This window comes from Psychrobacter vallis (genome assembly GCF_904846715.1).
Taxonomy (GTDB): Bacteria; Pseudomonadota; Gammaproteobacteria; order Pseudomonadales; family Moraxellaceae; genus Psychrobacter; species Psychrobacter vallis.
Window position 1 is genome coordinate 133,300 of sequence record NZ_CAJHBU010000006.1, and the last position, 23,100, is coordinate 156,399.

Annotated in this window: 21 protein-coding genes; 6 read left to right on the forward strand and 15 right to left on the reverse strand. The window is 42.5% G+C overall.

Going from position 1 to position 23,100, the window contains the following annotated elements; genetic code table 11:
* Positions 1-117 precede the first annotated feature (117 nt).
* Both JMY02_RS05830 and JMY02_RS05835 read right to left on the reverse strand, forming a co-directional pair.
* Positions 118-777: a T2 family ribonuclease gene (locus tag JMY02_RS05830; protein WP_227678428.1), complete on the reverse strand. Its 660-nt coding sequence runs from the start codon at positions 775-777 to the stop codon at positions 118-120.
* Between the two features lie 457 nt (positions 778-1,234).
* A complete protein-coding gene (locus JMY02_RS05835; RefSeq protein ID WP_201596184.1) occupies positions 1,235-3,373 on the reverse strand; it encodes a lytic transglycosylase domain-containing protein in 2,139 nt (712 codons plus the stop codon).
* A gap of 346 nt (positions 3,374-3,719) precedes the next feature.
* On the opposite strand from JMY02_RS05835, the gene miaB reads away from it, so the two are divergent.
* The gene (miaB, locus tag JMY02_RS05840; RefSeq protein ID WP_201596186.1) at positions 3,720-5,198 is read left to right on the forward strand and encodes a tRNA (N6-isopentenyl adenosine(37)-C2)-methylthiotransferase MiaB; all 1,479 of its coding nucleotides are present in this window, start codon (positions 3,720-3,722) and stop codon (positions 5,196-5,198) included.
* 191 nt (positions 5,199-5,389) lie between these two features.
* Here miaB and JMY02_RS05845 read toward each other — a convergent pair whose 3' ends face one another.
* From JMY02_RS05845 to JMY02_RS05875, 7 genes are all read right to left on the reverse strand, one after another.
* Positions 5,390-6,235 (reverse strand): SDR family oxidoreductase, encoded by an 846-nt coding sequence (locus JMY02_RS05845; protein WP_201596188.1) that lies wholly within the window; start codon positions 6,233-6,235, stop codon positions 5,390-5,392.
* 165 nt (positions 6,236-6,400) lie between these two features.
* A complete protein-coding gene (locus JMY02_RS05850; protein WP_201596242.1) occupies positions 6,401-6,637 on the reverse strand; it encodes a hypothetical protein in 237 nt (78 codons plus the stop codon).
* 132 nt (positions 6,638-6,769) lie between these two features.
* Positions 6,770-7,984, reverse strand: a complete 1,215-nt coding sequence (locus tag JMY02_RS05855; RefSeq protein WP_201596190.1) for an RtcB family protein — start codon at positions 7,982-7,984, stop codon at positions 6,770-6,772.
* A gap of 777 nt (positions 7,985-8,761) precedes the next feature.
* Positions 8,762-9,490, reverse strand: a complete 729-nt coding sequence (locus JMY02_RS05860) for a LysE family translocator (RefSeq protein ID WP_201596192.1) — start codon at positions 9,488-9,490, stop codon at positions 8,762-8,764.
* 136 nt (positions 9,491-9,626) lie between these two features.
* Positions 9,627-10,862, reverse strand: a complete 1,236-nt coding sequence (argE, locus tag JMY02_RS05865) for an acetylornithine deacetylase (protein ID WP_201596194.1) — start codon at positions 10,860-10,862, stop codon at positions 9,627-9,629.
* A gap of 34 nt (positions 10,863-10,896) precedes the next feature.
* Entirely contained in the window at positions 10,897-11,379 is a 483-nt protein-coding gene (locus JMY02_RS05870; RefSeq protein WP_201596196.1) for a nucleoside deaminase, read from the reverse strand.
* A gap of 92 nt (positions 11,380-11,471) precedes the next feature.
* Complete coding sequence (locus JMY02_RS05875; RefSeq protein WP_201596198.1) at positions 11,472-12,125, reverse strand: UPF0149 family protein; 654 nt, start codon at positions 12,123-12,125, stop codon at positions 11,472-11,474.
* A gap of 212 nt (positions 12,126-12,337) precedes the next feature.
* Here JMY02_RS05875 and JMY02_RS05880 point away from each other — a divergent pair, with 212 nt between their 5' ends.
* Positions 12,338-12,778: a hypothetical protein gene (locus JMY02_RS05880; RefSeq protein WP_201596200.1), complete on the forward strand. Its 441-nt coding sequence runs from the start codon at positions 12,338-12,340 to the stop codon at positions 12,776-12,778.
* Between the two features lie 108 nt (positions 12,779-12,886).
* Positions 12,887-13,348 carry a cell division protein ZapA gene (locus tag JMY02_RS05885; RefSeq protein ID WP_201596202.1) on the forward strand — a complete coding sequence of 154 codons (462 nt, stop codon included), beginning with the start codon at positions 12,887-12,889 and terminating at the stop codon, positions 13,346-13,348.
* 99 nt (positions 13,349-13,447) lie between these two features.
* Here the strand turns inward: JMY02_RS05885 and JMY02_RS05890 are convergent, their stop codons facing one another.
* From JMY02_RS05890 to JMY02_RS05905, 4 genes are all read right to left on the reverse strand, one after another.
* Entirely contained in the window at positions 13,448-13,744 is a 297-nt protein-coding gene (locus JMY02_RS05890; protein WP_406947726.1) for a hypothetical protein, read from the reverse strand.
* Between the two features lie 138 nt (positions 13,745-13,882).
* Positions 13,883-15,976, reverse strand: coding sequence for a glycine--tRNA ligase subunit beta (gene glyS / locus JMY02_RS05895; protein ID WP_201596204.1), 2,094 nt, complete (start codon positions 15,974-15,976; stop codon positions 13,883-13,885).
* A 9-nt stretch (positions 15,977-15,985) separates the two neighbouring features.
* Complete coding sequence (gene glyQ, locus JMY02_RS05900) at positions 15,986-16,972, reverse strand: glycine--tRNA ligase subunit alpha (protein ID WP_201596240.1); 987 nt, start codon at positions 16,970-16,972, stop codon at positions 15,986-15,988.
* A gap of 454 nt (positions 16,973-17,426) precedes the next feature.
* Positions 17,427-17,639, reverse strand: a complete 213-nt coding sequence (locus JMY02_RS05905; RefSeq protein WP_021813771.1) for a PspC domain-containing protein — start codon at positions 17,637-17,639, stop codon at positions 17,427-17,429.
* A 520-nt stretch (positions 17,640-18,159) separates the two neighbouring features.
* Here JMY02_RS05905 and nadR point away from each other — a divergent pair.
* The 3 genes from nadR to JMY02_RS05920 all read left to right on the forward strand — a co-directional run bounded on the left by nadR (position 18,160) and on the right by JMY02_RS05920 (position 20,786).
* On the forward strand, positions 18,160-19,266 hold the full coding sequence (gene nadR / locus JMY02_RS05910) for a multifunctional transcriptional regulator/nicotinamide-nucleotide adenylyltransferase/ribosylnicotinamide kinase NadR (protein WP_265087957.1): 1,107 nt from the start codon (positions 18,160-18,162) through the stop codon (positions 19,264-19,266).
* A gap of 129 nt (positions 19,267-19,395) precedes the next feature.
* Positions 19,396-20,127: a nicotinamide riboside transporter PnuC gene (pnuC, locus tag JMY02_RS05915; RefSeq protein WP_201596208.1), complete on the forward strand. Its 732-nt coding sequence runs from the start codon at positions 19,396-19,398 to the stop codon at positions 20,125-20,127.
* A gap of 209 nt (positions 20,128-20,336) precedes the next feature.
* Complete coding sequence (locus JMY02_RS05920) at positions 20,337-20,786, forward strand: Mpo1 family 2-hydroxy fatty acid dioxygenase (RefSeq protein WP_201596210.1); 450 nt, start codon at positions 20,337-20,339, stop codon at positions 20,784-20,786.
* Between the two features lie 343 nt (positions 20,787-21,129).
* On the opposite strand, the gene JMY02_RS05925 is transcribed toward JMY02_RS05920, so the two are convergent.
* On the reverse strand, positions 21,130-21,741 hold the full coding sequence (locus JMY02_RS05925) for a nitroreductase family protein (protein ID WP_201596212.1): 612 nt from the start codon (positions 21,739-21,741) through the stop codon (positions 21,130-21,132).
* 210 nt (positions 21,742-21,951) lie between these two features.
* Complete coding sequence (locus tag JMY02_RS05930; RefSeq protein ID WP_201596214.1) at positions 21,952-22,665, reverse strand: pirin family protein; 714 nt, start codon at positions 22,663-22,665, stop codon at positions 21,952-21,954.
* Positions 22,666-23,100 lie beyond the last annotated feature (435 nt).

A 23,100-nucleotide genomic window follows, 5' to 3' on the forward strand; every position in this document is an offset into this window, starting at 1 on the left:
CCTCATCCTATTGACCGTCTAGACGCAGGAAGACACCCATTAATGATTATATTGTTACATTTTATACGAGACAAAATTTGAGTATATCAAAGACTTATAAAAGAGCATTTAAAAAACTTAGCTACCGCCCGAAATGATAAATTTGCTACCGCAATTATCCACAACTGTAGCACAAGTACCAAATTCGCTGCCCTCATAGCAAACGTGAATCTCCGTCAACGTCGATTGGCGGCGATTTCCCGCTTGGCAAATCAAATCAACACTACTCGATGACATACCACTATTGAGGCGTGTCATTTGACTGATAAAACGTGATTTAGAGACTGTATAACTATTGCCCGTGTTTAACTCAGACGGTAATTTTAACGCGCCCGCATAGTTAGTAATTTGACGAAAATAACTACTGGCACTGAGTGGACTACAGACACCATAACGTTGCCATACTTGGCTACGCACCGTTGTATCTGGCATCACACGGTTGACGACTTTTAGTTGCAGTGGCGTCAGACGTGGCTCGCTACCACGTCCGCAGCGCTCCCCATATCCCATGTCCAATCCTGATACGGTCAATGAATAACCTTCTAGACATTGCCGCATGCGTGAGCGTGTCGGTTGTAGGTTACACAATGCTGGCGTCATTTCAATCATCAGCACGCGTTGCCCAGTTTTGGCCGCGCTAGCAGCCTGTGCCGGCATTAGCATGACGCCTTGCAATAACAATAATGTACCAATACCCATCGTCGTATTTATTTTGCCAATACATGTATTATTGCTCAAACTTTCACGACATGAAGCTAAGTATGTCATTGGTTTACTTTTTGAATGCGTTTTTGAGGGACTTAGAATAACTGACGAGCGCACCTGATTAGATGACGGATGCCTAATTTTCATTAATACGGGCAGATTGAAATATTTTTTTATCATAAGGGCTGAAGGCATCTAGCAATGATAAGACATGGACTATCGCTTAGGTTATTGTGTCTAAATTACAAACACACTTAAAGCTAAGAATAGGGCTAACAAAAAAACAAGTAACCATTTATAAGCATAAATTAAAGGCACTAATTAACGCAATGGTAGCAAAACGCTTTTTTTAATCTATAGCAGAAACGTAAAGATAGAGTAACAGTTGCAAGAATAATGCCATTTTCAATCAAACAGCGAAAGTTAGCACATAAAAATAGACCATCAACGATTACTCGCTAATGGTCTATTTGGTCGATAAATAAATAACCTAAAATCCAGCAGGTACTGTGCCCATACGCTGACTTATTGGCTGACTACGACCCAATAAACTACTATAAATAGTCGCGTTTTCCATCACATGCTTCACATAATTACGCGTTTCAGGAAAGGCAATCGATTCGACATACTGATCCGCTGCCAGTGAACCATACGTTGGCTGCCAGCGTTTGGCATTATTAGGACCTGCGTTGTACCCTGCTGTGGCGAGGACTGGCTGACTGTTTAACTTACCAAAGATATCACCCATGTACCAAGTACCGTAACGAATATTAGTATCGCCACTATTAGCGCGGCTGGCACTATAAGTCTCACCTAAATTACGAGCAATGTATTTTGCCGTATCTGGCATCACTTGCATCAGACCACTAGCCCCAACGTTCGAACGCGCAGAAGACACAAAACGGCTTTCTTGACGCATAATGCCATAAGCCCAAGCAGGATCAATACCTGCAGACTGACTATAACGTACGACGGCATCTTGATGCGGCATTGGATGTGATAATGCTAAGCTGTCTACTCTATCGGTATTATCAACGGCATAGATTGCTCGGTCGAGCCAGCCCATCTCATATGCTTGACGAGCGGCCGCAATGATTAAATTGTCATCGCGATTGTCACGCGCCTGCTTCACCGCCCAGTTCCACTCACGATTGGCATAGGCGCGGCTGACATTCGCATTATACAAGGCAAACGCACGAGCAAAGTTTGCATCTTGCATGACACGTGCACGATCAGCCGTACTAACATTCGGTAAATTGTTGCCACCCAAACGACTGGCATCAAAACGCTGACCGATTTTATCTTTTGCCATTAGACCGTAATAATCATTACTTTTTGCCAAATTTTGATACATTTTTTTGGCGGTATTGCGTTTATTCGCATCGCTTGATTGCTCATAAGCGCGTGCCAGCCAATACTGCCACTGGCTACCTTTTTGGGTTTCGACATCCATTTTTGCAATGGCTTCCACCACATCATCCCAGCGGCTAAAACGAATCGCCGCCATGGCATAATCTTCCGCTTCTTCAAAATTAAAATCTTCATCTAAACTATTACGAAACCAGTCAACCGCCTCAGCATTAAAGCCATCATCGGTATTGTGGTTCATACGCTGCACGCCAAGGATGCGATAAGCATAACGACGGGTTTCATCATTCAATAGTTTGACAGAACGCTGATTGTCTTGCTTAATATCAAAATCCAACTGTAGCGCGGCTTCACGATAAGACTTTTCAGCCACTCGCCCCATCGCATATAGATAGAGATGTTGATTGGTTTTACTGGCAGGCTCCCTGCCAAAACGGCTAAAGAACGAGGAAGGATTGAGCTGAATCTCACTCAGTGCTGAATAAGCAATCGGTGTCCCAAGACGTGATGACAACGCCATGATGTCACCTGTCTTACCTTTACGCAGCATACGTTTAAGACGAGATGCTCTATCTTGATCGTTAATCAATGGGTTATTGTTCATCTCAAGCGCCAATTGCTCACACAAGGCTGGCTGCTTAAGCGTCGTTAGCCAAACATCAGACTTCGCTGCCATGGCGCGCATGGTATCGCCGCCATTATTAAACCCAAGCGCCACCGCACAGCGCTCGCTTGCATCCGCATTGGTAATTAGATTGGCCACTTGACGTACAGAGGCATAATCGTTTGAGCCAGCTTTAGTCTCAGCAAAATCAGCAACGAGCTTTTCTGCCATGACAGTGTCTGGATATTGGCGCACAAACTGCGATATGGCTGCTGGACTTTGTGAATTCAGATTTAAATTCATGCGCCAATATGTCGGATACATGGCAAATAAGCCACCACTCATCGCTTGCTCATAATTATAAAGCGCACTGACATCACCGCGTTCTGCTGCAATGGCCGCCGCCGTGAAAGAGCTGGCCCCACTGTCTGCTTGAGAACCATTATTTTGTGAATAACTGCCCTCTTGCTGATAACTCTCGCCTTCACCCCATGTCAGCTCAGCACAAGCCACTTGCGACAATCCAAGCGCGCTCACTGCTGTCGCCAGACTCAGCGCACTGACGCGTAAGGTTCTTGTTTTGATTCGCTTTGAGCAATCGTATTGATTGGGTAATTCTCTATCCTTCATGCCATGAGCAACGCGCAACTTTGTCATACTGACTCTCTTTATTATATCTCTACAATGTGTGAACAGCGATTTGCCAAGTACCGCTAAGCTTATCGCATTCATCATACTATACTCATTGCACTTTCAACCATCACCTTTACCTTTTGTTAATAAATAGGACAGCGAGGTGTAACATAGAAATGATAGCAAGCTGTGATTTCTGCTAAAACCTAGGCTAAGACCAGTAAACAATTGATACTGTTATAAATAATCGTTCATAGCATCCACCAATTGCTCACGCTAATTTTTCACATTGACGAAGGGTTGTGATAAAATATGCCACTTGTTAATCGGCTACCCTGCTGTACTTTTAGTCAATCATGGACTTATCCTTATGAGTGTTACTGTATTTAATCCCCGCATTAATGACGCTGCTGAAACGACGACTGCTGTCACTGCACTCAAAGAGACAAGTTCAGCTCAATCGCCTGTCACTAGAACAGCGCCTAAAAAAGTGTTTGTGACCACTCAGGGTTGCCAGATGAATGTCTATGACTCTGGCAAAATGCTTGATGTGCTAGGCGACTCACACGGCATGGAAGTGACGCACGATATCGATGAAGCCGATGTACTACTAATGAATACCTGCTCAATTCGTGAAAAAGCCCAAGAAAAAGTATTCTCAGAATTGGGACGCTGGCGCAAACTCAAAGAAAAACGTCCTGATCTTGTTATTGGCGTTGGCGGCTGTGTGGCTTCACAAGAAGGCGATAATATTCAAAAGCGTGCGCCTTATGTCGACATGGTGTTTGGCCCGCAAACGTTGCATCGTCTGCCAGAGCTATATGACCAATCAAATGAGCAACGTGACATCGCACCTAAAAACCGTATTGGTACGATTGATGTGTCATTCCCGAGTATTGAAAAATTTGATTTTTTACCTGAGCCAAGAGTAGAAGGCTATAAGGCCTTTGTCTCTATCATGGAAGGCTGCTCGAAGTATTGCTCGTTCTGTGTGGTGCCTTATACGCGCGGTGAAGAGTTATCGCGCCCACTGGATGACGTGCTGGCTGAGATTGATAGTCTTGCCGCGCAAGGTATCCGTGAAATCAACCTGCTCGGTCAAAATGTGAACGGCTATCGCGGCGAAAAAGACGATGGTAGTATCTGCCGCTTTGCAGAGCTATTGCATTATGTCTCACACGTCGATGGCGTTGAGCGTATCCGTTATACAACCAGCCATCCATTAGAATTTACTGACGATATCATTGACGCCTATGCGCAATTACCAGAGCTGGTATCGCATTTGCATTTGCCTGTTCAGAGTGGCTCGAATGCCATCTTGGCCGCGATGAAACGCAATCACACTATCGATGTGTATATCAATCAGATCAATAAACTAAAAACTATTCGCCCAGATATTCACTTATCTAGCGACTTTATCATTGGCTTCCCTGGTGAGACAGATCAAGACTTCCAAGATACGTTGAACTTGGCAAAAGAGTTGAACTTCGATCACTCTTATAGCTTTATTTACTCTAAGCGTCCGGGGACACCAGCCGCGGAATTGCCAGATGATGTGAGCTTCACGACTAAAAAAGCGCGATTGGCGGAATTCCAAAAAGTCATCATTGACTCAACTTTGGCAAAAACGCATGAAATGGTCGGTGAGACGACTCGCGTATTGGTCGAACAAATTGCCAATCGTCATCCTGACTGCTTAATCGGTACAGCAGATAATACCCGTACGGTTATGTTCCCTTATGACGAAGATAAAATGGATGAGCTGCTCGGCAAAATCGTCAGTGTGCGCATTACTGACTTTGTCAGCCCGCACATGGTCAAAGGTGAGCTAATCGAAGTATTGGCTTAAATCTTTAAAACATGATTTTGCGTAAGTAAAAAAGCCGTTCTCTATAAATAGTGAACGGCTTTTTTATCAGTGTCTAAATATTGATTATGTCATGAGAAGATATAGTTGCTCCCTTTTAAAAAGAGTATAGCGATACTGAGGGTGAGTTTTTTGCAGTCTCTGTCTGTGACGGAATCATTTTTACAATTTCATTAATTTTCGCTATTAGGGACAGCCGTGCTCCCTGCCAGAATACCGCCATCAATCGTGAGCTCAGTACCCGTCACGTATCTTGACTCATCACTTGCCAAATAAAGTGCCGCATAAGCCACATCCATTGCCTCCCCCATATAACCTAGCGGGATATCTTTGCTAATTGCCTTGATCGCTTCTTCTCGCTCATTGCCTTCTCCCAACATAGCGTCCCACATTGGCGTATAGATAGCGGCTGGATGAATGGAATTACAGCGAATATCATAGCCATTTTGCGCACAATATAAGGCAACTGATTTACTATGGTTTCTGACGCCAGCTTTACTTGAGGCGTAAGCTGCTGCTAAAGGAATACCGACCATACCTGAGCGAGAAGATATATTAATGATACTTGATTTGCTGTTTTTATCTATTGGACGATTTTTCATCAACGCTATCGCTGCCTTACAACCTAAAGCCACACCATCTAGGTTTACTTGATGTACCTTGTGCCAACTTGCCATATCTAAGTATTCAGGGTCATGAGCGCCTGTCGTCTCTAAAAATCCAGTGATACCTGCATTGTTTACGACAATATCTAACCCTTGATATTTTTGTTGAATATATTGCTCAGTTTTTTGCCAATCGCTTTCGTTTGAGACATCCAGATGGATATATTCTGCTGGTTTTGATTCGCTCCATTGTTGACGCTTTATATTAGTATCATGGCAAGAACGCCTTCCTTTATCATCATTGATATCACTGAATATAACGGTTGCCCCTTCTTTCACAAAAAGCTCAGCAATCGCTTTACCGATGCCTTGCGCAGAACCTGTGACCAATGCTACTTTATTAATTAATCTCATAAAACTCTCCTTTATGTCTTTTTTCTAATTTCTTTTGCCTATTTGCTTTTATCAGTTGAGTGACGAGTGCTGCCCCAACCATTTAAATTCGGAAAAGCCGTTTACTATGATAGCGAACGGCTTCCCTTCCTTTAATTTTAAAAGTAAATTTAGATCGAATTATCGCTACTCTGAGAGCCAGTCTGTCTGTCTTAACTGCTGCTTGGTCTCACGGCGGCGCTTTTTTCGGACAATATCGATATCTTCTTTTTCATGAATACCGCCTTTTCTTAGTAAAGGATCAAGCGCCAAATAGTTGCGCGGCTTCACTGCGCCTAGCGAGTGCTCAGCACCTGTCGCATCTTGCTGTTCTAACTGCCGCTCAATTTTTTTGGCTTTTTTTAGGGTTTGTTTTAAGCTCATATTGTTACCTATTCTTTAAATCTTCTTAGATACCAATTCCGAAAATCATCTTAGCAAGGATAAAGAGTGCAAATTGTACATCCAGCACATTAAGCGAGTTTAATGAAGCTAAGAGGGTTTGCAGGCTTGGTATTAACCTTTAATACACATGACTTGCTTCAATGTATGCACCACCTCAACCAAGTCCGCTTGATTGGCCATCACCTCATCAATGTCTTTATACGCACCCGGTATCTCATCGATGATGCCTTTGTCTTTGCGACATTCAACGCCATCGGTTTGCGCCTTTAGCTCATCAATAGTGAACGCTCGCATGGCTTTACCTCGGCTCATTTGTCGTCCTGCCCCATGTGAGCACGAACAAAAAGACTCCTCATTACCCAGACCACGGACAATAAACGATTTTGCGCCCATAGAGCCGGGGATAATACCAAGCTCACCTGCATAAGCACTGATCGCGCCTTTACGAGTGACATAGACATTCTCGCCAAAATGCACCTCTTCATTGACATAGTTATGGTGGCAATTGATAGCCTCTTTGGTAAGCTGAAATCGGGGCAATCCTGCTTGTGGAGACTGCATTGCTTTGATGACTAGACGCATCATCTCACGGCGATTTTCTAGCGCGTAATCCTGTGCCCAGCCCACTGCTTCGACGTAATCGGCAAAGCTATTTGATCCTTCAGCAAAGTAAGACAAATCTCGATCTGGCACATGACCAAAACGTGACTGGCGCTCTTTTTTAGCAAGGTTAATAAAATACTGACCAATACAATTCCCAATACCACGACTACCCGAATGTAGCATTACCCAAACATCTTTATTTTCATCCAAACACAACTCAATGAAATGATTGCCACCGCCAAGTGTCCCCAATTGCTTCGCCCAAGTACGCTCAAAGCCTTTGAGCATTTTGAGTAAACCCGGATGCTTATCAGTAATTGGTTTTAGGCGTTTGCCAAGTGGATCGAGGGTCGAGTTTTTGGCTTGGATTTGCTTATGCATGTTGAAACCAACAGGCACCTGCTGCTCCACAATCAAGCGTAATGATTTTAGACTATCAGGCAAATCGTTTGCCGTTAAGGACAAACGCACCGCATTCATACCACAGCCAATATCCACACCGACTGCCGCAGGAATAATGGCAGACTTGGTCGGAATTACACTACCGACGGTAGCGCCTTTACCGACGTGCACATCAGGCATGACGGCAATGTGTGAGTGTACAAATTCTAACTGCGCCATATTGCGTAATTGTTGTATCGCACCTTGCTCAATATCGGCAGTATAAATTTTGACAGGTACGCCATGTTTGCTGTTTTTATTTAATACTAATTGAATGCTCATTTTTTTATTAATTCCATTTTTTATTTTTAAAACCACATAAAGTATTTTTAATTTACCTATTTTTATAATTATTAAACATTACTTACCTGTCTCAATTAAACAAGATGTCTAATAAGAAAATAAAATGATAAATAAAATTTATAGGCAATAAAATACCGTTTTCTATTGATTGCAAATCAATAGAAATAATGGTCAATTTATTATGGACGTTTTAAAGAAAAATTTTACCATACCAAAAACTAAAGCATAAATATGATGCACACGGATAGGCATCAGCTAAATGATAGCGTCAGTAACCTTAGCGGTAATAACGGTAAAGGAATGTATAAGACAGACAGCAGCAAGCGCAAAATTGCTTAGCACAATCGCATAGCTATTTTAGACACAGGAGACTTAAGGGAGGTAAGCGAGTAAATACAAGAAGCCATTCATTGATATTAATACATACTATATTAATAAACAGCAGCTATATAAATTTAGCCAAACCTTTTTGAAGTCATCATTACTGGCGTGTGATTCACACATTCAATCTTTAAAAACGTCTTGATAGTTATATAGGACACGATGATTTCTCCATAGGTTATGGCTAATGTCAGTATGACAATAGCGGTTTGATTAAAAGAATTTATATTATACAAGAAAACTATAAATCAATGCGATTATAATAACGATTTAAAAATTAATGTCAATATCTTTTTAAAAAATTAGCCAGAATATTTATTCTATATAATAAACATTCTGGCTAAGACAATCACTTTAGACAATAACTAAATATTTTTAAACCATAAAACTGTTTATCACTTCAGCCAATAAAGCCGCAGCAATTATTATAAATATCACTCCACAACCACGGTTAAGCCACGCCAAACGATTGCCCATATCGAGCCAACTTGCCAGCTTTTTGCCGCCTAGCGTATAGATGATTTGCCAAATCGTTTCGCTTAAAAACAAGCCCACGGTCAATAAAATATATTGTGGCCATAGTGGCGCACTAAAATTGATAAACTTGGGGAAAAAAGCAGCAAAGAATAGAATGGCCTTTGGATTGGATAACGACACCCAAACCCCAGTACGAAATAACGTCATGTTGCTTGGGACAATTTTAGTCGCCGCACTAGAGAGCGAAGGCGGTTGGGGCTGTTTATCCATGGCCTGAGCGGTTGGATAATCCGCTGCTACCTCCGCACTCAACTCACGAGCATCGCTCATCAAGCTCCCATCACCAGCATCCCGCCAAGAACTGATACCCAAATAGATTAAATATCCGGCTCCTACGGCTTTAATAATCGTCAGTAACCAAGGTGACTGGCGACTGATCGCATCCAAGCCAAGCAATGTCGATAGCAGCAAGATAAACAGTCCGAGACTCAGACCTGCCAGCGTCCAAAATGTCCGCTTTATGCCATAATTCATGCCATACTGGAACGCTAGCAGCATATTTGGACCTGGGGTCGCTGAGATAAAAAACGTACTTGCAAAAAACACCACAAACAGATGCCAAGACATCAGCCAATTCCTATTTCGTTATGCATAAACAGTGTTTAATATAAACTGTTACGCCACCAAAAAATAAACACCGCCATAAAGACGGTGTATTTTATACTTACTCATATTATATACATATGTTTGGCATTTTTATAGATTATTTAATTGTGCAGCTCGTCAGCAACTTCTGCAAAAACTCATCACAGCGTGCCATTTCGCTCAGTTCAACATATTCATCCGCTTTATGAGCTTGTTCAATGCTACCAGGGCCGCAGATGATGGTTGGAATGCCGCTATTTGTAAACTGACCACCCTCAGTCGCATAAGCCACTTTATGACGTTTATCGTCTTCCGTCAAGGCGGCGATTAACGCTTGTAACTCAGCACTATCATCGTCAGTCATGGCAGGCACGCTTTCTTCTTGCATCAGCTCAATACCTGTCTCTGGTGCGCGTGTTTGCATTTGAGCACTTAGCTCTGCAACCTTTGCTTGAATGGGCACAAGAATGTCCTCTTGCGTCATATGCGGCAGATTACGATAGTCAAAGGTAAACTCACACAGATTGGGTACAATATTGGTCGCTGTACCACCTTGGATGGTGCCCACAGATAAGGTTGAATAAGGCACATCAAACAGCGGATCATTGTCATCGCGATGACTGATTTCTTCTGCCAATGTATCCACGTAGCTGATCAAACGGCTGGCATAGCTAATGGCATTGACACCTTGCGCCGTCAGTGATGAATGCGCAGACTTGCCATGGACACGGCAGCGATAAACCGCAATGCCTTTATGCGCGACCACCATCGTCATCTTGGTCGGCTCACCAACGATACAATAAGCAGGCGTAATACCTCGCGCTTTTAAGTCTGCCAAAATCAAGGGCGCACCCAAACATCCTACCTCTTCGTCGAATGACAAAGCCAAGTGCAAGGGATGACGTAATTGACCACTGCGTGATAACTGCACCGCTTTTGGCAATAGCGTCAATGCACAAGCGATAAAGCCTTTCATATCACATGCCCCGCGCCCATAAAGCTTGTCGCCGCGAATCGTTGCCGTAAATGGCTCAGACGTCCAGTCTTGCCCATCAACTGGCACGACATCCGTGTGTCCTGACAGCACCAGACCGTGATTTATTTCATCAGAGTTTTTGCCTGCTGGCACAGTGACGAATAGATTGGCTTTGTTTTTGGCTTCATTAAAAGTCAAATCCACGACTAAACCTAACTGCTCACAATAAGATTTTACATCTTCAATAAGTGCCAAGTTGGAATGGCGACTGACTGTATCAAAGCCAATCAAGCGCGTTAGCCAATCAATGCTGTCTTTAGGATAATGGGCATCCTGTACAGTTTGATTAATATTATCGATACGAGTTGATACAGTCATAAAATATCCTTATTACGGTCTATGGTAAAAAAGGTTAGCCTTTTTTAAATGAGCGCCGCTGCAACGCTTTGATTTCTTCATCCAGTCCCGTAATCGGGCCTTGTACTGGCACGTTTGGCGCTACTTCTTGAATACTTAATGAGTTTATGGGTGATGTGGATTGTACGCCCATCGCTTCCATCCACTCGCTAAGCTGTTTTGACGAACTGATATAAACAATACGCCCAAGACCAGCCCACGCGTGCGCCGCTGAACACATGGCGCAGTGCTCACCTGAAGTATAAACCACTGCTTTTGTACGCGCGTCAGCTGTCATATTTTCTGCCGCCCACTTTGCAATAGCGATTTCAGGATGGTAAGTGGCATCGACAGTATTGGCCCGATTACGATCTTCATGTAACACCTGACCATCGCCGTCAACCAAGACACTACCAAATGGCTCATCACCCGCCTCTAGCGCTTCAGTAGCAAGCTCTACACAGCGGCGCAAATACACCATATCATTGTCAGTAATCATCCCCATCTCCTTTTCGCACTTCATACTAGGCATTTCGTACTAGGATGTGTTGAATATTAACCCATATCAAAGCATTTACGATGGCATCTTTGTTATGAAGGACGGTTTTGATTCATCGCATCGACGACTGGCGGCATTGGCTTTGGTAATTTACCTTCTGCCTGTAGCTCTTTGGTTGTCTTGGCATCGATAGCGAGTCCAGAGATGAGTGCGATGTCTTTGACTGGCTTACGCGTGCGGGTGGCAAAACTCACTGGCACCATACGGGCAAACTCATAAAGATACAGATAAGACTCTTCGCCGCCTTCAAAATCCTCATCGTCCTCTAAACGAATCGCGCCAATCTTGGCCAAATCCGTGAGCATCTCATTTTCTTCGCTGGTGAGACGACAATCGGTAATACCAAAGCCCGTCATAAAACCATTTGCCCACTGTTTCAATGCTATCACACGCTCGTATAAATCGTGTTCATCATCAGGTATCAGTGGCATGTAAGAATAAGCGTCGTCTTTATCTTTTAGTTGAAACACGATATCTTCCGCTTCTTCAGTCAACAAGGTTAAGGCAGGCTCTGGTAATGACCCAAAACTCAGCTCCTCAAATACCTTTGCCCATACGGTTTCATCAGGGGCATTACAGGCCGTCATTAACCCTGTCATGAGGCCATGCACCTCACTGATAGACACGTCTGTCCAGTCGTCAAAAGCAGTCAGCCAAGTATTCCAGCCTGAGATATTGTCATTCATAATAGATGTCCTAGTAATTAATTATTGCTAAAAAAATAGAAGTAGATAGCGTGCAATGTCATTGACAAGGCCACGGCTAATAGAAATAAAAAGGCCCAACCCAATACGTGTAATTACTTTGTTGATATAGATATTATGCGGTCACCTATGGCATTATTAAACGCAGAAAACAAAATTCATCCACGCTTACTTGTTAAGGATAAAAACTGACTATGTATGACCAACTTAGAATATTAGAAAAAATGGTACTCGACATCAAAAAACAGTATCAGCTTGTCAGTGCTGAACTTAGCAGCGTCAAACAAAACCCCGTTACCAATACACAAGAGCTTGCCGCCTTAAAAACCAAGCTTGATACCAGTTATACTGAACGCGATGGTGCCAAAAAACAACTAAACGATCTCGACAAGCGCTACCAAAACCTTGCAGAAGCGCATCATATGATTGGTGAAGAGCAAGACAAACTACAAAAACAAATCAGCCAATTGCAGCAGCAAAATAGCGAATTGCAACAACACAATAATGAGCTAAAACAACAATACAATGACATCAAACAACAAAATAGTGAACTGCAAAAAAAGAACCAACTGGCAGCCGAGCGCACACAAGTCGTATTACAACGCCTCACCCGCATCGACCAAGCAGAAGGTTAACGAGTTGCTATAACAAATGGCAGAGACATACTACTTATCAGACTGCCCAACACTACTTGTAATATCTGCTACCACTCTTTTCACTGACCAAATATTGTAGGATCTATCATGACCGACGACCAAAGCAAATCGATAGAAAAACAGCAACAGAACAATCAAACACAAAACACTCAAGCACCAAGTAAAGAGTTACAACCACAGAAAACAGCTCCAACAGGGTCAAGTGCATCAAATACTGCGGTTCAATCTAATAGCAAAGTGACTAAAGCGCCTGAACCCCAAATCAAAAAAGTAGATATTGCGATTGCTGGCGTTACCTATCCAATTTTTTGCCCCGTACATGAGCAAGAAGAACTACGCTCAGCGGTCTCTTATATCAACAACTACGCACTGGATCTAAAAAGAGACGCGCCAAGCCTTAGTCAAGAAAGCTTGTTGGTGTTGTGCTGTTTGGATCTGTACGAAAAAATTCATACCAATCAAAGAAATGATGAAGATCGTTTGCAGCAAGACAAACAGTCTGAAGCCTTACTCAATAAAATCATGAAAGACGCACATTCTGTTTTATAAGTATAAATGCTTTGACTATAGTACCGATATATTGAACAGAGAAGCGCCTAGCTACCCAAGCTAAGCGCTTCTTTTATGCCTAATCGATAACCCCTCTGTTTATACGTTGGGATTATAGACTTTGCCCGCATGAAAATCTGCTTGATGCTCATAATTGCAAAAGAACAGTTCTTTATCAGCTGCAACATTGCTGTCGTTATTTACGGCCAACGTTGGATTGGTCTCAAGGACGCCGCGATATTCAGCCAAGCTATTGCCACAAAAATTGCACTGACGCGGTGTGGTCACATCACCTTCTTTTGGCATCATGCTCTTGGGTGCGCGTGGGTACATAAACTTATAAAAAGCCCACATTGAAGCCCAGATAATGAGGATTACAATAATAACAGCCAACACGGCAGTGCTCCTTCGAGTATGGATTAAGACATTATAAACTTAATGATGCAGAATGATCGCATAAAAAACTGGCTCAATGTGGCCAGTTTTTTATATTAAAAATAACATAACAAGATTAATAATCTAGTTTTAGAGGCACTACAGCTGCAACTCGCTGATATCAGCCACCGTTAAGAACAAAGCACGAACCTGCTTGAGTAATGCTAAGCGATTATTTTTTAGCGCCTCATCCTCACTATTGACCATCACGTTATCAAAGAACTGTGTCAATGGCTCATCTAAGCTCGCAAGCGTCTGCAGTACTTGTGTATAGTCAGCGTTTTCTAGTAGTGGCGTCACTGCCGTCTGTGCTTGGCGAACACTGCTATACAAGTTCTGTTCAGCAGGCTCAGACAATAGCGCCTCATCGACCGTATCAGCAACATGCGCTTCTGACTTGGCCAATATATTGGCAACGCGTTTGTTGGAATCAGCCAACATCGAGGCTTGTGCCAATTCACTAAAGGCTTGTACTGCACGAATACGTTGATCAAAATCAAGCGGCATGTGCGGATTGATCGCTTGTACCGCCTGAATGGTATCAACGCTGACGCCTTGCTCTGTATACATCGCACGATATCGTGAGTTTAGGAACGCCATGACTTGGGTAAAAGTATCGCCCATTTTGGCAATCTTGCTGCCATCAGTATCACTATAGTTTTTAATCGCTTGCTCGACCAACGCAACAAGGTTAATCGGTAATTGTTTTTCGATTAAAATACGCAAGATACCGATAGCCGAACGGCGCAAACTAAACGGATCTTTTGAGCCCGTCGGTGCTTGATCAATGGCAAAAATACCAACCAACGTATCTAAACGATCCGCCAAGGCCAAACAAATACCAATCGGTGTCTTGGGTAATACATCACCACTAAACTTGGGCAAATATTGCTCTTCTAAGCTTGCCGCAACTGCTTCTGGCTCATTATTCAGACGCGCATAATATGTACCCGCGATGCCTTGCAACTCAGGATATTCACCAACGAGTGAGCTGGCCAAATCAGCTTTGGATAAAATACCCGCACGTACCGTCTCATCAATACTAATATCATGACCTTGCTGCTGCATCAAGGTAGCAATGAAGGCCGAAAGCTTAGCGATACGTTCAGACTTCTCCCAAATCGTACCCAGCTTGTCTTGGAATACGCGATTTTTCAGGCTTTCTGTGAGCGCAAATAATGGCTGCTTTTGATCTTGCAAAAAGAAAAACTCGGCATCAGCCAAACGTGGACGTACGACTTTTTCATTGCCCTCAATGATCTGATTGGGATCCTTAGATTCAATATTGGTGATAAAAATAAAGTAAGGCTGTAGTTTGCCCGCTTTATCCGTCAAACAAAAATACTTTTGATCGGCTTGCATGGTCGAGATAAGCGCTTCTTGTGGCACTTGTAAAAAGCGCGGCTCAAAGCTTGCTCGTAGGGCAATTGGAAAATCGACCAAGGCGGTCACTTCGTCCAATAAATCTTGCGGTACGATAGCGTCTGAATTGACCTCATCAGCCAATGCTTTGACTTGGTTTTTGATCAGCATTTGACGCTTATCAAAGTCCGCCACGACTTTTAGACCATCAAGCAGTTGCTCATAATCATTGGCGTGCGCAATGTTATGGTAATCTGGACTGTGGAAGCGATGACCACGGGTTTGCGTACCGGTCTCATGTCCTTGGATAGTGGCAGGAATTACCGCCTCATCCTGCATCAATACCGCCCATTGTACTGGACGCACAAACTCATTGCGGCTCGCACCTGAACGCATGCGCTTAGCAATCGGTAAATTATCAAGCGCAGTTTGAAACACTGTTGGCAGCAGTTCAGTGGTCGCTTGGCCATGAATGGTTTGCTCATAACCAACATAATCACCCTTATCGGTGCTAATAGTCGTCAGCTGGCTGGCATCGATACCTAGGCCATTGGCAAAACCCATTGCCGCACGCGTTGGATTGCCCTCTGCGTCAAATGCCGCCTTAATCGCTGGCCCTCGTTTTTGCTCAGTGCGATCCGGCTGTTTATCGCTAATACCTTGAATCTGAATCGCCAAACGACGCGGAGCGGCAAAGGCTTTGATATTATCAAACGTAATATCAGCTTCATTCAATTGCTCAGTGACACTTGCTTGTAGCGCATCACGTAACGGTTTTAGACTCTTTGGAGGTAGCTCTTCACACCCCAGTTCAAATAGAATAGTACTCATGGGATGCTCCTATTTCTTGTTAGTCGATTGATTGTTGTCAGTATTTTCTATTGCTAAGCCTTCTGTTGCCACGCCTTCTTTTGGCAAATACTTAGCGAGCGCATCAGCGCGATGGGCTTCATCGGCTAATGGGAAACCAAGTTTGGCACGAGCCTCAACATAACCAAAAGCGACCTTACGTGCCAGCGTACGCACGCGCAGAATAAAGCGCTGACGCTCAGTGACAGAAATGGCACCACGCGCATCAAGTAAGTTAAAAGCATGTGATGCTTTTAATACCATCTCATAGGCTGGCAACGGCAATCCTGCTTCGACCAACTTATCCGCTTGTTGCTCATAAAAGTCAAACATCTCACCCATCATCGGCACATCAGCATGCTCAAAATTATAAGTAGACTGCTCAACCTCGTTTTGATGAAAGACATCACCATAAGTGACACGGCCAAACTCGCCATCTGCCCACACCAAATCATAAACACTATCGACGCCTTGCACATACATGGCCAAACGCTCAAGGCCATAAGTGATTTCGCCAGTAACAGGGAAACATTCAATACCGCCCACTTGCTGGAAGTAAGTAAACTGCGTCACTTCCATACCGTTCAGCCAAATCTCCCAACCAAGCCCCCACGCACCAAGCGTCGGCGATTCCCAATTGTCCTCAACAAAACGCACGTCATGAACCAAGGGATCAATACCGATGGCGCGTAGTGAGTCCAAATATAGCTCTTGAATATTAGGCGGGTTAGGCTTTAGCACCACTTGGAACTGATAATAATGTTGCAGGCGGTTTGGATTGTCACCGTAGCGTCCATCGGTCGGACGACGTGATGGCTGTACATAAGCCGCATTCCAGCGTTCAGGGCCTAACGAACGCAAAAACGTCGCCGTATGAAAAGTGCCCGCGCCGACTTCCATATCGTAAGGCTGCAAAATAACGCAGCCCTTATCGGCCCAATAATTCTGTAAAGTCAGGATTAAATCCTGAAAAGTCATCGGTTGAGTATCTTTGTCTTGTGTCATCGAGGGTGTCGCTTGGGATGTCATAGTTTGGGTTTTCATAGTAACGCCACTGTGGAATGAGTATGATTAAATAAATCTCTGATAGCACTCGTCTGGCCTATTTGGCAACGACTCTATTTGCCTGCTCACCTTACTAAAAATTGACTATTTTATCCATATTTACGTTAACTAAATTTACATCGTGGGTAAAAAACTCAGTTATTTGCTTTATTTATAGACAACTTCTTATTTGGTCGCTCCTAAATAAAAAAATACCCAAATGCGTTAGCATCTGGGCAGGAGGAAAAGTATGTCATTGGCATCCTGATTGATCAGGCTTTTTGTTTTTTGAAGAGCTAAACTATCGAGTTACTGTCGTTACAAAGGACTATCATTCTAAACGACTTACGTTCTAAACTGTTTGGATAGAATTACTACTAGATCAATCCTATTGATAAGACTGATTGCTAGCCTTTGGCATAACGATCCACAGAATTATATAGATCAAAATACCGGGTACTCCTGCACTTAGTGACGAAATAATGACAAATAGCAATCTAACCCAAGTCGCTGACCAGCCGAAATATTCAGCAACGCCGCCCATTACCCCTGCGACCATCTTACTGTTCTGTGAGCGATGCAATTTTGCTAATTTAGCCAAAGTGAATACCTCTTTGTTATTTATCTATTATTTGTTTTTCTATTACTGTTTCATGCACGATTACTTTTCACATATAAACGATTTTAATATTAAGTCTTAAAGATATTTAGTCTTCTTAACTTATAAACGATTGTATCAACTATTTAGAATCTATCTGTTGAAAGTGTAGACGTTCTTTGTGAGTTTATGCTACTTAAGCTTACCCTAATCTGTCATAGGGCCTCATAACCTCCTGATTTTAAATAGTTATTTCAAAATGTTTCAAATCACTCTTTGTTGCGCCAATCCTACGCGTTTATTTTGCACCCTCTATTATTTATGAATTTAATCAAATAGATAAGTGGCATCTGCCTAGTAGTAAGAACACGCAAAACCAGATTTTAAATAGTAAATTAATATTTAATTGGAATATTTGCCTGATGAAAAATATTTCAATCATGAGCAAAGTGATTTCTAAGAAAATAACAATAAAGCCATATTTACAATAACCTACCTGTAAATCGTCTCGAACCTTTATACCATGCTGATAAACGACTCAACTATTACATCATCCGACAATAAAGCCAAAGTGAGGAAAAATATGTATGACTCTGGATTAATGATTGGGCATTTTGAACCCCTACATCTGGGACAAATGCGCAGCATATTGGATGCGGCAGGACAAGCAAAGACGTTACATATCGTCATTATGTTGCATCCCTCGCCGCATCCAGACTTCACGATCACTTTACAAGACAAAGCACGCTGGCTACAGATGGCTTGTGCCAATTTACCGTTTATTCATATTCATACTACTCACGAAATTGAGCTGCCACTTCATGAACATTTTGCGGATGTCAGTATTGATGTGGCGTCCAGTAACGCTAAATTGCGACGGTTAACTGAAGCGCTCGACTTGTCAGCAGAGACCGTATTATTTGTAGCTGATAACCATCCTCTAGCTCAGCCTGACACCCATGAACAACTGCTTCTACAAGTTGCTACGACTCCACTACAGTCTGAATTTAACTCTTACGCTATTGCTCAAAACCCAGTGGCACATTGGTCAGCGATTCATCCACAAGCGCGCGGCGACTATACAAAGACGGTCGCTATCGTTGGTGGCGAAAGCTCAGGCAAAACCACGCTGGTGCATAAGCTTGCCAATTATTACGGTGCCAGCTTTGTATTAGAAATGGGGCGTTTGTATGTCGGTACGGACTTGGGCGGTAGCGAGGTCGGATTACAATATAGTGATTACGGGCCTATTGTGCTCAATCATGCGCAAGCTATACGAGACGCCGTAACCAATGCGACTGCACCCATTACCATTGTTGACACTGATTTTGTGACCACGCAAGCATTTTGTGAAGAATATGAAGGTCGCACCCATCCTTTTGTGGCGGCTTGTATCGATGAGTTTCGTTTAGATCATACGCTTATGCTAGACAACAATACGCCGTGGGTTGATGATGGTATGCGCTCTTTAGGAACGCCTGAAGCGCGAGGACGTTTTGAGCAGCGACTGGTAGATATTTTTGCCCGTCACGGTATCGAGCCACATATGATTGACCAGCCAGATTACGATGCACGCTATCAGCAAGCATTGTTATTTATCGATCAACATATCTATGGCAAAAAACCATAAGATGCACTTATAAGTGCTCTATTTATAATAGGGCGTGTTGAACGTTCAACACGCCCTATCCATTTGTTTAGCTAGCGCTTCGCAGTTAGCATTTTGTTGCAGTCATTATTTATCTTAGAGGAAAGAGCTATGCGTATTCAGCTATTAGACAACATCACCGGAAAATGGGCGATGCAATGGATTGTCATTTGGTTTATTTGCGGCGTTATTGCCTTGTCCGCAGGTTTTTGGCTCACCACGGACCATACAACACTCGATATGTTTTATTTGGCCGTCTCATTTATTGGCTTGGTATGTGTGGTTTCGCTGTCCTTCCGCAAAAACGTCATGGGCAATGGCTTTGGTATGGGCGCAACCGCTGGCGAAGTAATCGTGCAAGCAACTTCTGGCGCGGTTGGTCTGATGCTTGCGCCACTTTTTAACTTTTTTACCCATGTCTACGGAATATTCTACTGGTCGAAGCACACTGATCCTGATGGTGACATGATACCTAAGTCAGCGAGCAAAGCAGTTTGGTTGATTACGGCAGCATTTATTATTATTGGTCTTGCTCTTTTCCCAACGGTAAATAACTTATTGGCGAGCTATGGTTATGCGGTAGTCGAGGATGATAACAGTAAGTTTTTAGGGTTTATCTCTTTCTTTTGGATCAATGTCATTGCGTTTGTCCTATCTATTACGGCTCAGGCTGCTATGATTTTACGTTATTCATTTAATTGGTGGTTATGGATTGTCGTGAATTTCGTTTGGCTCATCGTCAACCTTATGTCGGGCAATTACATTTTTGCTATTCAAACCATGATTTATCAAGTAAATGCTTTTATCGGTCTCTATGAATGGTACCGCAGCGAACAAGGTTGAACAGAGTATTTATTAATAAAGCGTTAGGTATTCGAGACTAATTTTGCTACCACCGCGCCAACAATATGAATGAGTTTGACTGCGGCGTCTATCAGATAACATGGTAGATTGGCTCAATTAATGCTACAACTGATATTAAGAACTGCATTAGTATCCAGCTCAACGACTGATGTCAGATTATCATTTCAATGACTAACAAGGAGGTTAGTATGTCTCGTCAACAACGCATGTCTAAACGTACGCTGGAACAGTGGCTCAGTGAATACGCTGTCAGTCACCAAAACTTAATTAATAAAAAAATTCATTGGCTGTGTGTCCCTACTATTTTTGTCAGCTTACTAGGTATGGGTATGTCACTTTCGGTCTGGTTTACCTTGGTGCTTAGCGCTCTAGTATTATTGTTTTATATGCGCCTATCTACACCGCTGTTTTTGGCAATGGGTATGTTCATTCTCATTTGCCTCTCGGTAATGGCCGTATTGCCATGGGGCTTTAAAGTCTGGGCAGGTGTCTTTATCGTCGCTTGGATTGGACAGTTTATTGGTCATAAAATCGAAGGGAAAAAGCCGTCATTCTTTGAAGATTTACAGTTTTTGTTGATCGGTCCAGCATGGGTCGCCAATAATCTGATGCGCCGCAAACAGAGTGAAACCAGCTGATGGAATTGAAGCTTAAAAATTCATATCTGCCGCATTTTAACGGTTATTAACTGTATTTAGTCATTTTTGTCTTCTTTACATTTTCTAAAATATAATGAGGTCACTATAAAAACGAGTCAGCAGAACTGGAATGAATTTTTTGCAGCATCGAGCTGCGAAGGCACAGCAAGCCAGAAAAATTTATACCAGTTCAGCGTTGAAATATAATGTATCTGCTTTATTTAGAATCGACTATAGAAAAAGCGCCGCCCAACCATTCGTTGAGCGACGCTTTTTTATTTATGTATCTATCAAACACACGACTTATTTGGGAAGTTACCTACAAATAAGCCGACAGGTTTAATTACGCACCAAACACTTTCAGGCGCTCATCAAGTGGCTTGAATTCTTTATCGCCTGCTGGTTGCTCAATTGCGCCAAATACCATTTGTGCCTTGAGTTCCCAGTCTGCATCGATATTCCAAGCGCTAGCAACTCTTTCATCAATGACAGGATTATAATGCTGTAAGTTTGCACCAACATTGATACTAGCTAGTGCGGTCCAGATAACGTATTGATGCATGGCGTTGGTTTGGGTCGCCCAAATTGGGAAGTTGTCAGCATATAAAGGCGCGGCTTCTTGCATACCTCTAACGACACTCTGATCTTCAAAGAACAATACAGTACCCGCACCAGCTCTAAAGCCTGCAATCTTTCCTTCGGTAGACTTAAAAGCCTCGTCGTCACCAACGATAACACGTAACGTCTCTTTGGTCATATCCCACAGTTTTTTATGGTCATCACCAAACAAGACCACGATACGCGTTGACTGTGAGTTAAACGATGATGGCGTATGCAAAATAGCATGCTCAACCAGCTTGACGACTTCGTCGTTGGATACTGGTAGTTGATCGCTTAGCGCATAAATTGAACGACGTTTCTCTGCAAGTTGCTGTAATACTTTTAAATCTGACATAGTACTTCTCCACGTTGTTGTTATAAATAATCTAAATTTGGTCACTCTCAACTATTAATCCCTATGATTAACAGTTGAAATTTAAACGACACATATAATCTGCTTCATTATGAAAATAATTCAACAAAACCCTTATTTTATTTTTGTAAATAAATCTAACCATAAAACCAATCTTAAAAACCAAATAGACAGTTCTTGGTCAAAAATTTGTTAAAAAGAAACTGGCACTTCCATCACTAATACCTTTGTATCTTCGGCTACCTCTATCGTAAAGCTATCAGTATCCCAAATGCCTAGACCATCACGAGTAGCCAAAATATCATCGTTTACGGCTGCCTTACCACTGATAACAAAGACATAAACCCCATTGCTAGGGTCTTTGAGCTGATAAGTTTGGCGAACCCCTTTATCGAAATCGCCCATACTAAACCAAGCATTTTGATAAATCCACACGCCAGCATCATCAACATTGGGTGACAATATCTGATTAAATTCATTCGGCTGCATAAGCTCACTCATGCGCACTTGCTGATAACGCGGGACGACGTTCATTTTATTTGGCATGACCCAAATCTGCAAAAACTGAACAGGCTCATCCGTATCGCCATTCATTTCACTGTGCGTAATCCCCGTGCCTGCTGACATGACTTGAATCTCGCCAGTCTCGATAACGCCTTCATTGCCGATATTGTCGCCATGCGCAAGCTTGCCAACCAATGGGATACTGATAATCTCCATGTCACGATGCGAGTGCTTACCAAAACCTTTACCACCAATGACAAAATCATCGTTGATGACCCGTAAGACTCCAAAACCCATACGCTCAGGATTATAGTAATTAGCAAAACTAAAGGTATGTTTGCTCTTTAGCCAGCCATGGTTTGCATCACCGCGAGAATTTGCTGCATGATAAATCGTTTTCATAATATTTCTTTCTTTACCAATAGGTTAAATATTCATAATACTTGTTACTAATGCATTTTTTGAATAAAGAAACCTATTAAAATTTTTGAATATGATTAGATAACCAGTGATAAGCGCAAATTGCTATTCTTGCCTTTCAAACGTAACGTTACCTATCAAGAAATGCAATGATAGCACATCTATTAGTATAACTAATAAAAATTAAATTAGGTTAAGTTAATCTTACAAAAAGTCAAATAAGTAGAATCAATTATCCGCTTAGAAAGCGATTTACTATCAAGATCACTCATTGGTTGTGCGAGCACTATAGTTGAAATACTTTAGAGTCGCTACAGTATTGCTGGTGTAAATTTTTTGCGGGGCTGTAGTAGATAAGCACTATGCTAGACTACTTTTATGAAGATAACCCGTTGTAAACTAAGTAAAAAAGAGCGG

What these genes read in the sequence shown, in the direction of transcription:
- JMY02_RS05835 (WP_201596184.1), bottom strand. Translation starts at nt 3,373, where the DNA reads ATGACAAAGTTGCGCGTTGCTCATGGCATGAAGGATAGAGAATTACCC.
- miaB (WP_201596186.1), top strand. Translation starts at nt 3,720, where the DNA reads ATGAGTGTTACTGTATTTAATCCCCGCATTAATGACGCTGCTGAAACG.
- JMY02_RS05845 (WP_201596188.1), bottom strand. Translation starts at nt 6,235, where the DNA reads ATGAGATTAATTAATAAAGTAGCATTGGTCACAGGTTCTGCGCAAGGC.
- JMY02_RS05850 (WP_201596242.1), bottom strand. Translation starts at nt 6,637, where the DNA reads ATGAGCTTAAAACAAACCCTAAAAAAAGCCAAAAAAATTGAGCGGCAG.
- JMY02_RS05855 (WP_201596190.1), bottom strand. Translation starts at nt 7,984, where the DNA reads ATGAGCATTCAATTAGTATTAAATAAAAACAGCAAACATGGCGTACCT.
- JMY02_RS05860 (WP_201596192.1), bottom strand. Translation starts at nt 9,490, where the DNA reads ATGTCTTGGCATCTGTTTGTGGTGTTTTTTGCAAGTACGTTTTTTATC.
- argE (WP_201596194.1), bottom strand. Translation starts at nt 10,862, where the DNA reads ATGACTGTATCAACTCGTATCGATAATATTAATCAAACTGTACAGGAT.
- JMY02_RS05870 (WP_201596196.1), bottom strand. Translation starts at nt 11,379, where the DNA reads ATGATTACTGACAATGATATGGTGTATTTGCGCCGCTGTGTAGAGCTT.
- JMY02_RS05875 (WP_201596198.1), bottom strand. Translation starts at nt 12,125, where the DNA reads ATGAATGACAATATCTCAGGCTGGAATACTTGGCTGACTGCTTTTGAC.
- JMY02_RS05880 (WP_201596200.1), top strand. Translation starts at nt 12,338, where the DNA reads ATGTATGACCAACTTAGAATATTAGAAAAAATGGTACTCGACATCAAA.
- JMY02_RS05885 (WP_201596202.1), top strand. Translation starts at nt 12,887, where the DNA reads ATGACCGACGACCAAAGCAAATCGATAGAAAAACAGCAACAGAACAAT.
- glyS (WP_201596204.1), bottom strand. Translation starts at nt 15,976, where the DNA reads ATGAGTACTATTCTATTTGAACTGGGGTGTGAAGAGCTACCTCCAAAG.
- glyQ (WP_201596240.1), bottom strand. Translation starts at nt 16,972, where the DNA reads ATGACTTTTCAGGATTTAATCCTGACTTTACAGAATTATTGGGCCGAT.
- nadR (WP_265087957.1), top strand. Translation starts at nt 18,160, where the DNA reads ATGCTGATAAACGACTCAACTATTACATCATCCGACAATAAAGCCAAA.
- pnuC (WP_201596208.1), top strand. Translation starts at nt 19,396, where the DNA reads ATGCGTATTCAGCTATTAGACAACATCACCGGAAAATGGGCGATGCAA.
- JMY02_RS05920 (WP_201596210.1), top strand. Translation starts at nt 20,337, where the DNA reads ATGTCTCGTCAACAACGCATGTCTAAACGTACGCTGGAACAGTGGCTC.
- JMY02_RS05925 (WP_201596212.1), bottom strand. Translation starts at nt 21,741, where the DNA reads ATGTCAGATTTAAAAGTATTACAGCAACTTGCAGAGAAACGTCGTTCA.
- JMY02_RS05930 (WP_201596214.1), bottom strand. Translation starts at nt 22,665, where the DNA reads ATGAAAACGATTTATCATGCAGCAAATTCTCGCGGTGATGCAAACCAT.